Origin of the sequence: Gallibacterium genomosp. 3, assembly GCF_001678475.1 — a bacterium.
Classification (GTDB): Bacteria; Pseudomonadota; Gammaproteobacteria; order Enterobacterales; family Pasteurellaceae; genus Gallibacterium; species Gallibacterium faecale.
Genome location: NZ_JTJR01000009.1, coordinates 24,723 through 40,457, shown reverse-complemented (window position 1 = coordinate 40,457; position 15,735 = coordinate 24,723). Strand labels below are relative to the sequence as shown.

Here is a 15,735-nt window from a genome sequence, read left to right as displayed (position 1 = left end):
AATAGAACCCTATCAGGAAAAAGGGGAAAATCTATGAAAAAAACGACAAAAGCAAGACTTGAAGCGAAAGTCAATGTTGAATTATATGAGTTATTTAAACAAGCAGCCGCGATTACAGGTCGATCATTGACAGATTTTGTAGTTGATGTTGTGTATCAAGCTTCAGTAAAAACAATTTCTCAGCACCAATCTCTAATGCTCAGCATACAGGATCAAAAACTATTAGTAGATGCACTAAACGCAGATACGGATTTTAATGCGTCTATGCAAGAAGCGATGGATATGCACAATGCATTTCTTTCTCAAAAGCAATAATAGATACTGGATGAATAGAAATGGATAGAGGTATTCTAATTGATTTAGATATTGTCGCTTTATCAGATCTTATTTTGAGCAAACAAGCCTTTTGTAGTGATTCACAAATTTTGAACCTTTATTTTCAGACACAAGCTTCACAAGACGAGAAGAAAGAATTAACCAAATGTTTTGTATTAATTAATAAAAAGCTAGAAAAAATCATCGGTTATTATACGTTATCTGCCACATCAATTAATGTAGCAGATATTCCTATTTCTCGGATTAAGAAGCAGATTAGGTATCCTATGATACCGGCAACTTTAATTGGCAGGCTTGCGATTGATCGTAATTTTACTCGGCAAGGATTTGGTAAATTTTTGATTGCTGATGCAATTAGCAAAGTAAGAGAGGCTAAGCTAGGAATTGCAGCATTATTGGTAGAAGCGAAAGATATTAAAGCTGTTGAATTTTATAAAAAACTAGGATTTATCCAGTTTATGGACAAACAAGATACATTATTTTTGCCTTTAACAAAATTAATTAAATAATAGTAATGTCATTTATTGACTCCAATTTTCTTTTAACTCAAATATTAAATTGAATATTTGATAATAATTGTAAACACAACAGAGTAGTAAACATTATGCGTAAAATTTCTATTATTGGAACTGGGGCTGTCGGGGTCGAGATAGCAAGTTTTATTCTCAATATGGGAGAATGTAGTGAGGTTGTACTGGTTGATTTAAATAAAGATCGCTGTAAAGGCGAACAGATGGATTTCAGCCATATGTCTTCATTGACCTTTGCGAAAAATACACGAGTCATCAGCGGTGAATATGAAGATACTGCTGATAGCGATATTATTGTGATTACTGCAGGAGCCCAAATTAAAGTCGGGCAGGATCGCCTAGAGTTAGCGCAAATTAATGCTAAAATTGGAGTAGATATTGCAAAACAATTAGAAAAATATTCACCAAATGCAATTCTAATTATTGTGAGTAATCCTTGTGACATTGTCACTCATTTTATTGCTTGCAATACTTCTTATCCGCGAGAACGTGTAATTAGTGCTGGTTGTGTTGTGGACAGTGCTAGATTAATGAAATTAGTAGCAGATAAAGTACAAATCGATCCTAAGAATATTTTTGGTTTTATCCTGGGAGAACATGGGGCGAATAGTATTTTACCTTGGAGTTTAATGAATATTGCTGGACAAAAAGTAGAAGACTTTTGCCGTAATAATGGTTATCCAGTGATTGATCCGCAACAATTACTTGATGAAGTAAAACAAGAAGGGCTTAAAGTGTTTGGTTTAAAACTGAATACGAATCATGGTATTGCCGCTAGTGTGTTTAGAATTATTCGTGCTATCAATATCAATGAATATTCTGTATTACCCGTAGGAACAGTATTAACGGGGGAATATGGGATTCACAATATTGTTATTAGTGTGCCGATGATTATTAACCGCGATGGGATTGGCAAAATTCCTAAATATCGTTTTACTGATGAAGAGTTGGTGGATTTACATCAAAGTGCAGAGAATTTGCGAAAAATTGCAGAAGATGTTGCAGAAAAGACTGGATTGAAGGTAGATCTTTAACATAAAAACAAGGAGGTATTTTCAAATTTGTTGAAAATACCTCCATAGAGAAAAATTATTGCTTCTGTTTCCAAGGCACATCAGTTTGTAAAATTTTTTGATAAATAGGGCAGTTTTCATCATGTGCATTGGGTAGATAGCCACAACTCATCAAAAACTCATTCACAATCTCACCACCAACAAATTTAAAATGGCGTTTAAATAGCTTTACCCACTCCGTCAATGGTTTAGGGTGATGTAGATCGAGCCACTGTTTAAAAGAACCAAATTGCTGCTGTAATTGCTGAATTTGTTGGGCATTATAGATTGCAGCATTTATTTTTAAACGATTACGAATAATCTCAGGATTATTTAATAACCGCTGGCGATCTTGGTCGCTATAAGCTGCGACTTTAGCAATCTCAAATTGATCATAGGCTTGGCGAAATCCAGCTTCTTTTTTTAAGATAGTTGTCCAACTTAAACCAGCTTGATTAATTTCTAAAACTAAACGAGCGAAAAGCTCATTATCATCAGTAATCGGGAAACCATAATGGTGATCGTGATAATGTTTATTGAAAGGATCTTGACCATCGGCTAATTGATTGACGTAATCACAATAACTCATTTGATTTCCTTATTTAGCCTTTGGTTGGACGAATCCGCTTCATAAACATCGGAAGTTCATCAGTCAGCACTCGTTGCTGCATTAAATCTTTAATCGTAGCAGCACGAAATAGTGCTTTTTCCGCTTTCTCACCATGAAATAATTGATGTACTGTATCTTGCCAGTGTGTTAGCCAAACAGCAAACATCTCTTCGCTCATAGGTTGGCGATTATGCAGTTTGATGTGGGCTAACATTGGGTTTCCTTGGTAACTTTCTAAGTCAAAAATATTGCTTTCCCAGAAACGGTACATTTTTTCTAAATGCGCTTGCCAATGTTTGCCTTTAAGATGATCAAACATATAGCCAATTCGTGGATCGGCGCGTACATGATCATAAAAAGTATTAACCAATAGCTCGATATCTGCACGATTTTCTAAAAGTTTAGTCGGCATACTTACTCCTGTTGTTTCTTAAATAGAGAAAGCACAAATAATAGAGAAGAACAAATGACTACTGATGGTCCCGCCGCAGTATCATAAAATGCGGAGAGTAAAAGACCACCAGTGACAGCGATCATACTAATAGCAATAGCAATAAATGCCATACTTTCAGGGGTTTTGGCAAAGCGACGAGCAGTTGCAGCTGGAATAATCAATAATGATGTAATAATTAACGCACCAACAAATTTCATACTTAAGGCAATCGTAATCGCTGTTAATAGCATTAAAATGACTCGCCCTTTTTTTACATTAACGCCTTCAATTTGAGCTAATTCTGGATTTACTGTAGCAGAAATCAATGCTGACCAGTAATAGCATAAAATTACTAGCACTAAGACAACACCAATGCCAATCCAGAGTAAATCTTGATAATTAATTGCTAAGAGATCACCAAATAAATAATTCATTAAATCGACTCGAATACCGCCAATTAAACCAATAGTGACTACACCAAGTGAAAGGCTTGTGTGGGCAATAATGCCGAGTAGAGTATCAACTGCAAAGTGAGTATTGTTTTCTAGCCATACTAAAACAAGTGCCAATATAACAATCAAAATTAAGATAGCGAGATAAGGATTAAGATTTAATGCAATGCCCAGAGCAATGCCAAGTAAAGCAGAATGTGACAACGTATCGCCAAAATAGGCCATTTTCCGCCAAACCACAAAAGCACCGAGTGGGGCAGTGATTAAAGAGAGAATCATCCCAGTTAGCCAAGCAGGAAAAATAATTTCAAACATTTGTATGCCTTATTGTTGTTGATGTTGGCAATCAGGTGAACGGTGTGTTGCAGAGCAACAAACATCACCATGTAAATTGTGTTTATGGTTATGGTGGTGTGTATAAATCGCAACATTTTGTTCACGTTGATTATTAAAGAAATCAATAAAATGTGGATGTGAGCTGATCGAATCAGGTGCACCTTGACAACATAGATGTTGATTAATACAAAGAACATGATCTGTTTTTGCCATGACTAAATGCAGATCATGTGAAACCATTAATACAGCACAATCGAATCGTTCACGCATTTGGTTAATTAATTCATAAAGTTCATTCTGTCCAACGACATCAACACCTTGTGTTGGCTCATCTAATACTAAAAGATTGGGTTTATTTAATATAGCTCGCGCCAATAATACACGCTGCATTTCACCACCAGAAAGTTTTTGCATCGTATGATCGGCTAAATGACTAATAGAGAGCAATTTTAGAGATTGTTCAATATCTTGCTTGCTTGTTTTTGGTTTAAGTGAAAGAAATTTGCTAACTGTGATTGGAAACGTAGCATCAATATGAATTTTTTGTGGAACATAACCAATTTTTGTATTTGGTGCGTAATATACACTCCCTTGTTGCGGTGTAATCAATTTTAATAATACTTTCAGTAATGTCGATTTGCCACCACCATTAGGTCCAACAATGGTAGTAATTGAACGTGGTTGGATCGATAAAGAGATATCTTGTAGTGCTGTTTGATTATTGAACTGAACGGAGATATGTTTGAGTTCAACTAAAGGAGAGTTTAATTGTTGCATAATGATGATACCTTTAAAAAAACGGTCTGTATTTTATGCAAATCGTTTATCGGATCAAATAATTTTTTCGATAATGCCGAAGATTTATTCATTCAAAAAAATTAATCCATTCTTTTGGGAATTTTTCAGCTAATATTATGTCTTATTTTAGTTCTTATAAAATGATTAAGTTTTACCCATTTAGGTTATTTGAATGCAACATATTAAATTAGCAAGAGATCGCTTAAAGAAGAAGATAACAATAAGAATAGTGCTTTTTGCGATTGCATTACTTTGCTTTTCATCGATTATTTATTTTTTACATCATCAAACTAAAACACCAGATACTAAAACAGTAATTCCATCAACAAGTGTTGATATCAGTAAACCTACGGTGACAGAACAAACAGAAAATAAAGAAATTGCCGCTGAAAAGAACAGTTCAGAACAAAATAATTCGGAAAAAAGTAGTAGTGAAGAAAACACAGAAACAACCGTAGCAGATCAAAATACAGAAGGTACGGAGAGTGATGTTAGCAGTGATAATGTGGATAATCAGAATACACATGGTGAGAATTTTGATGATCAATTATCAGATGAAACCGTATTTAGTGATGATGAATTACCAGAAGATGCCAAAGATGCATTAAATGAACTATTAGATGCAGCAGGTGAAGCCTTAAGAATTACTAATCAATTTGCTTACACTGTAGCAGATGGCGATAAATTAAATGATGTCTTGGGTTCAAGTGGTTTAGATACGGATGTAATTAACGAATTATATCAATTAGATCCTACCTTAAAAAATCTACAAACTGGGCAGCAATTTTATTGGATTTTATCAAAAGATGGCGATTTACAATATTTGAATTGGCTAGTATCGCGTAAAGAAGAACGCGTTTATGAACGCCATACAGATGGCCATTTTGTGATGCAAGTCATTCAAAAGAAAAGCGTTTGGAAAGAAGAAGTCTTGAAAGGGGATATTGATGGTAATCTTTATACCCATTTACGCCAAGATGGCTTGGATTCTAAGCAAATTTATCAATTAATCAATGCGTTACAATGGCAGTTAAGTTTAACTAAATTACAGAAAGGCGACCGTTATGCGATTTTAGTAAATCGTGAATATCTGAACGATAAATTAACGGGGCAAGGGAATGTCATTGGTATTCATATTATTAGCCGTGGTAAAAGTTATTATGCAATCCAAGCGGAAAATGGACGTTATTACAATAACCATGGTGAAACGCTTGGTAAAGGATTTTCTCGTTATCCAACACAACGCCAATATCGAATCTCTTCACAATTTAATCCACGACGCAAAAATCCGGTTACTGGTCGAATTGCGCCGCATAAAGGTGTCGATTTCTCGATGCCAGTTGGCACACCAGTTATTGCGCCAGCGGATGGTGTAGTGATTAAAGTGTCATATCAAGCTGGTGGTGCAGGCCGTTATATAATGCTACGTCATGGTCGAGAGTATCAAACTGTCTATATGCATTTAAGCAGACCGTTAGTGAAACAAGGGCAGTCAGTGAAAAAAGGACAACGGATTGCATTGTCAGGTAATACCGGACGTTCGACTGGACCACATTTGCATTATGAGTTTCATGTAAATGGTGTAGCGGTTAATCCAATGCGTGTTAAATTACCAGGAATGAACAATACAATGGCAAGTAAGGAACGCCAACGTTTCTTAGCACAGGCTAAAATTGTACAAAATAAATTGAAGATGTAGCGGTGTAGTAGGACTTAAATAAAAATTAGACCGAGTTATTTTATGTTGCTTAAAGATATAGGAAGTAACCCATTATAAAACGAGGTCTAGTTTATTAGTCGCAAAATTGTATATAAAAAAGAGTAGGAGGGGGATAACCTCTCCTACTCCCAAATATCAATGAACAGGAACAGCTTCCTCAACCAGTGCACCGCCATCTGGTGGATTACTATCAGGCGTATTATCTTCGGTAGCTTCATCAACAGAATCATTTAGCTGTAACGCATCCCAGATACTTGGCTGGTTATCTTCTGCCGGCGTATCTGTTGCGGAACCACAAGGGTGATGATTAATCCAAACAGGGATCTCTTGTCCACCCCCATTACAAGCCCAGCTGCCATGACTATCAACTCTGACCCATTTTAATGTAGAGGTTAATGGTAGTTTTAAGGGTTGAACGTCAATATTGCCTAATAAAGATTTATAAATTTGTAATGCGCCAGAAGCACCGGTTAATTTAGTTTTGCGGTTATTATCTAATCCAGCCCAAACAGTTGTGACATTATTTCCATCAATTCCCACAAACCAAGTATCACGCCCGTCGTTAGTTGTTCCTGTTTTACCAGCTAAATGCAATGAAGCAAAATCTGGCTGTAAACTTCGTGCTGTACCACGATCAACCACTTGCTGCATTGCAAATAAGGTTTCGATTGTTGCTTCTTCAGCGACAACTTGTTCAGGATTTACTGTGCGTTGATAAAACTGATGACCATCACGTTCCACAATATAGCGAATTGTTGTTAAAGGTACTTTTGCGCCTTTATTGGCAATGACTTGATATAACTTGGTTACATCATAAGGGGAGATTGCATAAGATCCTAACAGCATAGAGGGGACGCGTGGAATTTTGGCCTGATCCCATCCCATACTTTTTTGATTGCGAATAATATTATCTAGCCCTACTGCCATACCGATATTAACAGTTGGAATATTTAGTGAACGTACCAATGCACTTAATAAAGTAACAGAACCACTATATTTACGATCATAGTTACGAGGTTGCCAAGCAGGTTGTCCTTTTAATGGAATACTGATTGGTTGGTTTTTAATTGGCGTATTTAAGGCAAAACGCTCTGGATAAGAAAGCGCCGTTAAATAAACAGAGGGTTTAACTAAAGACCCAATTTGTCGTTTTGCTGATAAAACTCGGTTAAAGCCAGCATAATGCACATCAGTACCAGCAACTAATGCTTGAATCTCTCCAGTATGATAGTTAGCAATTAACATTGCTGCTTCTAAGTCTGGAATTTTATGTTGTAGTTTTAATTGATTTGTACCACTAATAATGGCATTTTCAGCTTGGCGTTGTAGTTCAGGATCAAGTGTTGTAAAAATTCTAGCACCTGACAAATAATTCAGTTTCTTATTACCAAGTAATTGATTTAATTCTTGACGGACTGCCTGCATAAAGCCCGGTTGTGGTTGTTGAATTGGACGCTGTGTTTGTACCCCCAGCGGACGTTGGCTCAACATCTGATATAGTGCGTTATCAATAATATTGTGTTCTAACATCAGCTGTAACACTGTATTACGGCGTTTTTTAGCATTTTCAGGATTACGCCAAGGGTTATATAGCGAAGGTCCTTTTACCATACCTACTAGTAAAGCAATTTGATCAAGATTGATCTCTTGAATAGGGCGACCGAAATAGAATTGACTAGCGAGTGCAAACCCGTGAATTTGTGTATCACCACTTTGTCCCAAATAGATTTCATTGAGATAAGTTTCAAGGATACGATTTTTATCGTAATGTGCATCGAGCATAATCGCCATAATGATTTCATTAAATTTACGGGTCAATGTTCTTTCATTACTGAGGAAGAGATTTTTGACAAGTTGTTGAGTAAGTGTGCTACCGCCTTGTACAGTATGGCCCGCTTTCAGATTATTCACTAATGCACGTGCAATTCCAATAAAGCTCACGCCATCATGTGAAAAGAAATTACGATCTTCGGTTAAGATAAGAGTATCAATCAGAAAACGTGGATATTGTTGTAAGGGTATAGCTAACCGTTCTTCATCCTCTGAATTTAACATGGCAATCAATTTAGGAGAGAGCCGAAAATCAGGCACAATCTTACGCGTAACAAGATCTTCTATCGCACTCAATTTTTGCTGTTGAAACCGTAAACGTAATACACGTTGAGGTTCTGGCTGATCAGGAAATGCAAAGGCACGCCGAATTAAAACAATGGTATCCTGATCAATCTTAAAATCACCAGGTGCAGCGATTAGCGAAGTTTGACGATAACCATTTTCTAATAAGTTTTGCTTAACTTCTTCTAAAGAGGGTTGGGTTTCTTGCTTGATACTTGGGATTTGTCCATAGACTTCAGCAGGTAACTGCCAAATTTGGCCATCCATTTTAGAACGAATTTTGCCATCTAAATAGATACCATAAAAGCCGATCATAAAAGCGGCGGTAATTCCCAATTTAATCGAAAAAGAGAAAAATTTATCCTTGAGTACAGGGCCTTTTTTCTTTGGTGCCTGTTTAGGTGAATTTTCTGCCATATTACTTTAACTACTAATGATTGCTGATTAAGCCTGCTGTTGCTTATCTTGTTTATCTAATTCAATAACGTGTTCCAAGGCTTGCTCAAAATGAGGAAAATAGTGTTGTTCCCCAATTAATTGAATAATGCCTGATTTTTTCAGTTCACGATCAACCCGTTTATTTGCCCCAGAGAACATAACGATCACATTGCGACGATGTAATGAACGGATGACATCTTCTAATGCCTGAATACCGGTCATATCAATAAATGGTACCCATTTTAAACGAATAATCAAAAATTTCGCATCAGTATTTGTTCCTGCTAAGGCACGTTCAAAATTTTCTACCGCACCAAAGAAGAAAGGGCCTTCTAATGCAAACACCAATGCAGATTCTGGTAACGTATCTTTTTCACCTTGACGAGCAAGCTCTTGATTGATTTCATGCGCACTACTTGGCGAAATTTCTACACTAGAAGCCATACGTTTTAGGAAGTAGAGTGTTGCTAAGATAACGCCAATATTAACTGCGATAACTAAATCAGCAAAAACAGTTAAAAAGAATGTAATTAATAAGATCACCACATCAGCACGAGGAGCACGTTTTACCATATTAATAAAACGTCTAGCTTCACTCATATTCCACGCAACTACGAACAGAATAGCGGCGAGTGCAGCTAATGGAATATTAGCCGCAAGAGGTGCTAACACGACTAAAATCACGACTAAAGTGATAGCGTGAATGATACCCGCTAAAGGGCTATTACCACCGTTACGAATATTGGTTGCGGTACGAGCAATTGCGCCAGTTGCGGCAAAACCACCAAATAATGGCGCTAATATATTGGCAATTCCTTGACCGATAAGTTCTTGGTTGGATTGATGCTTTGTTCCAGCCATACCGTCTGCAACAACAGCAGAAAGTAAAGATTCAATCGCACCAAGCATTGCGATGGTAAATGCCGGGCCAATCAAGGTAATCATTTGAGTCCATTCTAAACGAGGAACTTCAAATTTTGGTAAGCCTTGCGGGATTCCGCCAAAGACACTACCTATCGTTTTGACACCATTAAATTGTGCGAATTGTTGAACTAACGTGATGACGACTAATGCGACTAATGGGCCGGGAATCCGATGCAGATATTTGATTTTTGGTGCGTATAAGACTAGCAATAAGGCAGCCAACGCTAATAGGGTAGTCGCTAAATGGAGCTGTGGCAAAACATGTAATAGCTGCCAAACTTGTTGATGAAAATGTTGTCCTGTAATTGCTGGCAATCCAAAGAAATTACGCCATTGGCCTACCCAAATAATTACACCGATCCCAGCAGTAAAACCAACAATTACTGGTGCAGGAATAAACTTAATGATTGCTCCCATTTTGCTAATGCCTAATGCAAACAGAATAATTCCTGCCATCAAGGTAGCAATTTGCAATCCTTCTACACCGTATTGTGCTGTAATGCCTGATAATACAATAATAAAAGCACCTGTTGGCCCAGCAATTTGTAATCGACTACCACCAAACAGCGAAACAGCTAACCCAGCAATAATAGAAGTGTAAATTCCTTGTTCAGGTTTAACACCAGATGCAATAGCGAATGCCATAGCAAGAGGTAATGCAACAACACCGACAATCACGCCAGCGACAAGATTATTTAGCCAATATTTTTTTTGTAATAGCCCGGCTTTATAGGCTTCTTGGATTGCAAACATAGTGATGATTTTAGGAAAGAAATGAGAACTTATTATATAAAGTAGTATACGGATTTCTCAATAAGGAATAGAGCAAAAACTCGTTTTTATTACCTTTATTTGATATTAGAAAGGGAGAAATTTGCACCACGGATAACTAAGTGGTGCAAAAAAGAGAATGATTATTCAGCTTCCTCTACCATCACTTCAGGTGTTTTAAATGGAGAAGGTTGGTTAGTTAATTTAGCCAAAATACTCGCTAAGGTTTGACGCATATCTTTGCGATGTACGATCATATCAATTGCGCCTTTTTCCAATAAGAATTCACTACGTTGGAATCCTTCAGGTAGTTTTTCACGTACAGTTTGCTCAATTACACGTGGACCAGCAAAACCAATTAAGGCCTTTGGTTCAGCAATATTAATATCACCAAGCATAGCGAAACTTGCGGAAACACCACCTAAGGTTGGATCAGTGAGTACAGAAATAAAAGGCACGCCTTTTTCACGCATCTTCGCTAATACAGCACTGGTTTTCGCCATTTGCATTAATGAAATTAAGGCTTCTTGCATACGTGCACCGCCACTTGCAGAGAAACAGACAAATGGACAATTATCTTCTAATGCTTTTTCAGCGGCTTTGACAAATTTTGCCCCAACAACTGATCCCATTGAACCGCCCATAAAATCAAAGTTAGAAGCAGCAGCAACAATCGGCATTTCATATAATTTTCCAGAAAAAACGATTAAAGCATCTTTCTCACCAGTTTGTTTTTGTGCAGCAGAAAGACGATCTTTATACCGTTTTAAGTCTTTAAATTTCAAAATATCTTGTGGTTCAAGATCTGCTGCTAACTCAACTGCGCTATCTTGGTCTAAAAGCGCGAGTAGGCGAGTACGCGCATCAATTCGCATATGGTGACCACATTTTGGACAAACTTCTAAATTACGACTAAGTTCTTCACGATATAAAACTTGTTCACAGCCTGTACATTTTGTCCAAATACCTTCAGGAACGTTAGATTTACGTGCACCTGAAATTGGGTTTTTATTAAAAATTCTTTCAATCCAGCTCATAATTTACTTTATCTCCAATGTTGGGATGATAGCGAATGCGGCGTTATTAAAGCACAAATTTAATGAATTGAGTATCTTTTCATTCAGATTACCCAACTGCATCAGCTAAAAAAAGTGGGCCAACCGCATTTTTGGGTAGCTCAAATTGTGATGGATAACGTACTTCAACTAAGTACAAACCAGCTGCTTTAGCGGTTGGTGCTGCTAGAGTACGATCTTTTTGTTGTAATAACCAAGCAATCCATTCTGGAGGTTGTTTACCAGATCCGACCTCTAACAAGCTACCAACAATATTTCTCACCATATGGTGAACAAAGGCATTAGCTTGAATATCGACTATAATATAGTGGCCTTTGCGTGAAACCTGTAAATGGTGAATATTTCGATTAGGTGATTTTGACTGGCATTGCGCAGCTCGGAAAGAACTAAAATCATTTTCTCCTAATAGAAACTGTCCTGCTTGATGCATTAATTCAGCATCAAGTGGTTGATGATAATGAGTTATGCCGTTTGCCAGAATCGCAGGGCGTTGAATATGGTTATAAATGATATAACGGTAACGTCGAGAAAGTGCACTAAAGCGAGCATGAAAATCTTCGGCAACTTCGCTAGCCCACGTTACCGCAATATCAGGTGGTAAATGCACATTAGTACCGAATGTCCAAGCTTGTAGTGGACGAGTGGCTTGAGTTATAAAGTGAACGACTTGCCCAGTAGCATGAACACCAGCATCAGTACGCCCAGCACAAAAAATTTCAATAGGTCCATTAGCAACAATGCTTAATGCACGTTCTAATTCGCCTTGAATACTTGCTACGGATTGTTGTTTTTGCCAGCCAAAATAGCGAGAGCCATCATAGCTAATGCCGAGAGCAACTTTTTTCATCATTGTTTAAAGAAAAAGATTAACGTTTTAGATAAAAAAACACCAACATTGCTGTTGGTGTTTTTTTCAATGTGAATTAAACACGTTTGAAGTCAATGTGAAGAAGTTTTGGTTTGAAGTGGTGACGTTGCATAGCTTGTGCTTTAACAGCAACTTCTTTACCATCAATAACCAAAGTAATTACTTCAGAATAGAAAGCATCTTGTACTTGAGCATTATTTAATTCATCGTGGCTCAATACGATAGATACTGCTGGTTCTTCACCGCCATACACGATAGCAGGAATTTGACCATTTCTACGCAAGCGGCGGCTCGCACCCTTTCCTTGCGCTTGACGAACTTCAGCGTTAAATTTAAACATTTTTATTTCTCTTTTAGTTAAAACCGATTAGGTTGTTAAACAAAACAAGCTACAGGCGACCCAGCAGCTTGACAAAATTAAGTGCTGAACAAAATCAGCGGGGGCATTATAGAGAAATTGATTGAAAATGCAATGTTTTTCTTGGTTTATGGATGACTTATCTTATTTAGAGAGATGATTTTATCCTATTGAAAGAAATTTTTGTTATCTACATCAATAATTCAGAGATTTTAGGTAGTAATTCCTTGTTAAAGAGGGCAAAATAACACCCCGAAAAAAGAGGAAATCTCAATAATTTTAGGTAAAGTTTTTATTTTTTATTTGGAAGTTTGTTGTGCAATTATTAGTTGAATTTTTTACCAATTATGGCTATTTCGCAGTTTTATTTGTATTAATTATCTGTGGGTTTGGTGTGCCAATTCCTGAAGATATTACATTGGTTTCAGGGGGGATTATCGCTGGATTAGGCTATGCTAATCCTCATATTATGCTAGTAGTCAGTATGATTGGTGTGCTGCTTGGTGATAGTACCATGTATTGGCTCGGACGTATTTATGGTGTGAAAATTTTACGTTTCCGCCCATTACGCCGTATTTTAAAACCTAAAACGATGCGAGCAGTACGAGAAAAATTTGATCGTTATGGTAATCGGGTGTTGTTTGTTGCACGTTTTCTTCCTGGTTTAAGAGCACCAATTTATATGGTGGCGGGAATTACACGTCGTATTAGTTATGTACGCTTTGTTGTTTTGGATTTTTGTGCAGCAATTATTTCTGTACCAGTTTGGGTCTATTTAGGTTATCACGGTGCACATAATATTGATTGGATTAAAGAACAAGTGAGTAAAGGGCAAACTGGTATCTATATCTTATTAGGTTTGTTAGCTCTCTATTTAGCCTTCCACTATTTCCGCAAGAAACGTCAATCATAATAGTAATTTATTAGATTTCGCTCTTAGGTTTTAGAGCGAAGTCTAAATAATCACAAAATCTATTTTTTCATATAATAAAAATCAAACGCAGCAAAAATTCTTTGTTAAATTACACAATAAAATAAAGCCATTATTGTGAGAAATGCCTAATTAGATCAATAAATTGTGAATTTAATAGTAAAAAACTCCAAGAATTTATAATAAACCAGCGAAAAATTGTGTTAGCTCAAATTCTACAAAAAACAACTCCATTATAATGCCCGACAGTTTTTTAATAAAAGGAAGAAATAATGAGCTGTTTTTTTGTAACGGGTACGGATACAAATGTTGGAAAAACAATCGTGAGTCGTGCGATTATTCAAGCGTTGCAAGCTAAGGGCATAAAAATCGTAGGATATAAACCGATTGCTTGTGGTGAAGAAGATAGTATTTATACAGAAGCATTAAAAGATGAGTTAGAAGAGGATCATACTGAAAATAATAAAGACGTAAAAACGTTAATGAGCAGTACCAACGAGCCGGTAACTTATCAAGAAATTAATAGTTATACCTTTACTGAAAGCAGCGTACCTGTATTGGCTGCTTTAGATGAAGTAAACAATATTGATGTTGCGAAACTGGATCAAGATCTTGAACATCTCACTGCACATTATCAATCAGTTTTAGTTGAAGGAACTTACGGTTGGCTAACGCCAATTAATAAAGAGATGACCTTTGATAAATGGGTACAAGAACACAAAATGCCAGTAGTGTTAGTCGTGGGAATTAAAGAAGGTTGTGTGAATCATGCTTTATTAACTGCACAATCTATTTTGGCTGCCGGTGTGCCTTTATTAGGTTGGGTAGCAAATCGGATTAACCCTTGCTTACGCCATTATGCGGAAATTATTAAATTGCTACATCAAGTGATTGATGCGCCATTATTAGGCGAAATTCCTTATGTTCATCGCCCAGAACAGCAAGAATTAGGGCATTTTATTACCAATCTCGATCGTCTAACTTATTTAAAAACAGAGAATTGTTAGTGCGAGAATAAGAACATAGATACTTAATTCTTATAAAACCTCCTTAGCCCTCTTTAAACTCAAAGAGGGCATTTTTTCTCCAATTTCACCAAATAATTTAGCTAGATAAGAATAAATCAGGAAAAATTCTAATTTTTCTATTGAAATGAGAATTGTTATCAAATAAAATCCGCCAACTTTTAATAATGGATGATTAATTGTTAGGTGTGTTGTGTTTGAACTTAATTCAGTTTCCTTTTCATTAGCAGAAAAAACCTTGTTACACCCATTATCATTGACTTTTTCTACAGGAAAAATCTATGGCATCATTGGGCAAAATGGGTCTGGAAAATCCACATTGATTAAACTTCTGGCCCGCCAGCAAGCCATTTGTTCTGGAGAATTGTTATTTGATCAACGCCCAATCGAACAATGGAAAAGTAAAGCATTTGCACGCCAAGTAGCGTATTTACCACAGCATTTACCACAAGCACATCATTTAACCGTTGCTGAATTATTAAAAATGGGACGTTATGCCTGGAATGGTCTATTAGGACGTAATTCTAAACAAGATCAACAGATTATTTCAGAAGCATTACAGCGTACTAATATGCAAGAGTATGCGGATCAATTAGTAGATACGTTATCTGGTGGAGAGCGGTCGCGTGTTTGGCTAGCGATGTTGTTAGTACAACAAAGTCGTTTTCTATTATTAGATGAACCCTTAGCAGCGTTAGATATTGCGCATCAAATTGAAGTGATGCAGTTGATTCAGCAGTTAGTACGAGAACTCAATCTTGGCATTATTATTGTTATTCATGATATTAACCTAGCCGCCCGTTTTTGTGATCAAATTATCGCATTACAGCATGGAAAATTATTAATGCAAGGGACTCCAGAACAGATTATGACACCCGAGGCATTATCAGAGATTTATCACATTGATTTACAAGTGCAATCACATCCAGTTGATCAAACACCAGTTGCTTTTTTCTAAGGGA

16 protein-coding genes are annotated in these 15,735 nt (G+C 36.7%); 7 read left to right on the top strand and 9 right to left on the bottom strand.

Going from position 1 to position 15,735, the window contains the following annotated elements:
• Positions 1-33: 33 nt before the first annotated feature.
• The 3 genes from QV06_RS02160 to QV06_RS02150 all read left to right on the top strand — a co-directional run bounded on the left by QV06_RS02160 (position 34) and on the right by QV06_RS02150 (position 1,900).
• Positions 34-315: a DUF1778 domain-containing protein gene (locus tag QV06_RS02160; RefSeq protein ID WP_065236742.1), complete on the top strand. Its 282-nt coding sequence runs from the start codon at positions 34-36 to the stop codon at positions 313-315.
• 20 nt (positions 316-335) lie between these two features.
• Positions 336-845 (top strand): GNAT family N-acetyltransferase, encoded by a 510-nt coding sequence (locus QV06_RS02155; protein WP_065236741.1) that lies wholly within the window; start codon positions 336-338, stop codon positions 843-845.
• 95 nt (positions 846-940) lie between these two features.
• Entirely contained in the window at positions 941-1,900 is a 960-nt protein-coding gene (locus QV06_RS02150; protein WP_065233831.1) for a lactate/malate family dehydrogenase, read from the top strand.
• A gap of 55 nt (positions 1,901-1,955) precedes the next feature.
• Here the strand turns inward: QV06_RS02150 and QV06_RS02145 are convergent, their stop codons facing one another.
• The 4 genes from QV06_RS02145 to znuC are packed head-to-tail and all read right to left on the bottom strand — an operon-like array spanning position 1,956 to position 4,532.
• Positions 1,956-2,507, bottom strand: coding sequence for a DNA-3-methyladenine glycosylase I (locus QV06_RS02145; protein ID WP_065236740.1), 552 nt, complete (start codon positions 2,505-2,507; stop codon positions 1,956-1,958).
• A gap of 13 nt (positions 2,508-2,520) precedes the next feature.
• Positions 2,521-2,940 (bottom strand): group III truncated hemoglobin, encoded by a 420-nt coding sequence (locus tag QV06_RS02140; RefSeq protein WP_065236739.1) that lies wholly within the window; start codon positions 2,938-2,940, stop codon positions 2,521-2,523.
• A gap of 2 nt (positions 2,941-2,942) precedes the next feature.
• Positions 2,943-3,728, bottom strand: a complete 786-nt coding sequence (gene znuB / locus QV06_RS02135; protein ID WP_065236738.1) for a zinc ABC transporter permease subunit ZnuB — start codon at positions 3,726-3,728, stop codon at positions 2,943-2,945.
• Between the two features lie 9 nt (positions 3,729-3,737).
• Positions 3,738-4,532, bottom strand: a complete 795-nt coding sequence (gene znuC / locus QV06_RS02130) for a zinc ABC transporter ATP-binding protein ZnuC (RefSeq protein WP_413789423.1) — start codon at positions 4,530-4,532, stop codon at positions 3,738-3,740.
• 187 nt (positions 4,533-4,719) lie between these two features.
• Between znuC and mepM the strand changes: the two genes are divergently transcribed.
• Positions 4,720-6,246 (top strand): murein DD-endopeptidase MepM, encoded by a 1,527-nt coding sequence (gene mepM, locus QV06_RS02125; RefSeq protein ID WP_065236737.1) that lies wholly within the window; start codon positions 4,720-4,722, stop codon positions 6,244-6,246.
• Between the two features lie 156 nt (positions 6,247-6,402).
• On the opposite strand, the gene mrcB is transcribed toward mepM, so the two are convergent.
• The 5 genes from mrcB to rplY form a co-directional block, all read right to left on the bottom strand.
• Positions 6,403-8,799, bottom strand: coding sequence for a penicillin-binding protein 1B (mrcB, locus tag QV06_RS02120; protein ID WP_065236736.1), 2,397 nt, complete (start codon positions 8,797-8,799; stop codon positions 6,403-6,405).
• A 27-nt stretch (positions 8,800-8,826) separates the two neighbouring features.
• Positions 8,827-10,497, bottom strand: coding sequence for a SulP family inorganic anion transporter (locus QV06_RS02115; protein WP_065236735.1), 1,671 nt, complete (start codon positions 10,495-10,497; stop codon positions 8,827-8,829).
• 161 nt (positions 10,498-10,658) lie between these two features.
• Positions 10,659-11,552, bottom strand: coding sequence for an acetyl-CoA carboxylase, carboxyltransferase subunit beta (accD, locus tag QV06_RS02110; protein WP_065236734.1), 894 nt, complete (start codon positions 11,550-11,552; stop codon positions 10,659-10,661).
• 88 nt (positions 11,553-11,640) lie between these two features.
• The gene (gene truA, locus QV06_RS02105) at positions 11,641-12,438 is read right to left on the bottom strand and encodes a tRNA pseudouridine(38-40) synthase TruA (RefSeq protein WP_065236733.1); all 798 of its coding nucleotides are present in this window, start codon (positions 12,436-12,438) and stop codon (positions 11,641-11,643) included.
• 76 nt (positions 12,439-12,514) lie between these two features.
• Positions 12,515-12,799, bottom strand: a complete 285-nt coding sequence (gene rplY, locus QV06_RS02100) for a 50S ribosomal protein L25 (RefSeq protein ID WP_065233821.1) — start codon at positions 12,797-12,799, stop codon at positions 12,515-12,517.
• Between the two features lie 334 nt (positions 12,800-13,133).
• Between rplY and QV06_RS02095 the strand changes: the two genes are divergently transcribed.
• From QV06_RS02095 to QV06_RS02085, 3 genes are all read left to right on the top strand, one after another.
• Positions 13,134-13,730 (top strand): DedA family protein, encoded by a 597-nt coding sequence (locus QV06_RS02095; protein ID WP_065236732.1) that lies wholly within the window; start codon positions 13,134-13,136, stop codon positions 13,728-13,730.
• A gap of 290 nt (positions 13,731-14,020) precedes the next feature.
• The gene (gene bioD / locus QV06_RS02090; RefSeq protein ID WP_065233819.1) at positions 14,021-14,755 is read left to right on the top strand and encodes a dethiobiotin synthase; all 735 of its coding nucleotides are present in this window, start codon (positions 14,021-14,023) and stop codon (positions 14,753-14,755) included.
• Between the two features lie 211 nt (positions 14,756-14,966).
• A complete protein-coding gene (locus tag QV06_RS02085) occupies positions 14,967-15,731 on the top strand; it encodes an ABC transporter ATP-binding protein (protein WP_065236731.1) in 765 nt (254 codons plus the stop codon).
• Positions 15,732-15,735: the final 4 nt, after the last annotated feature.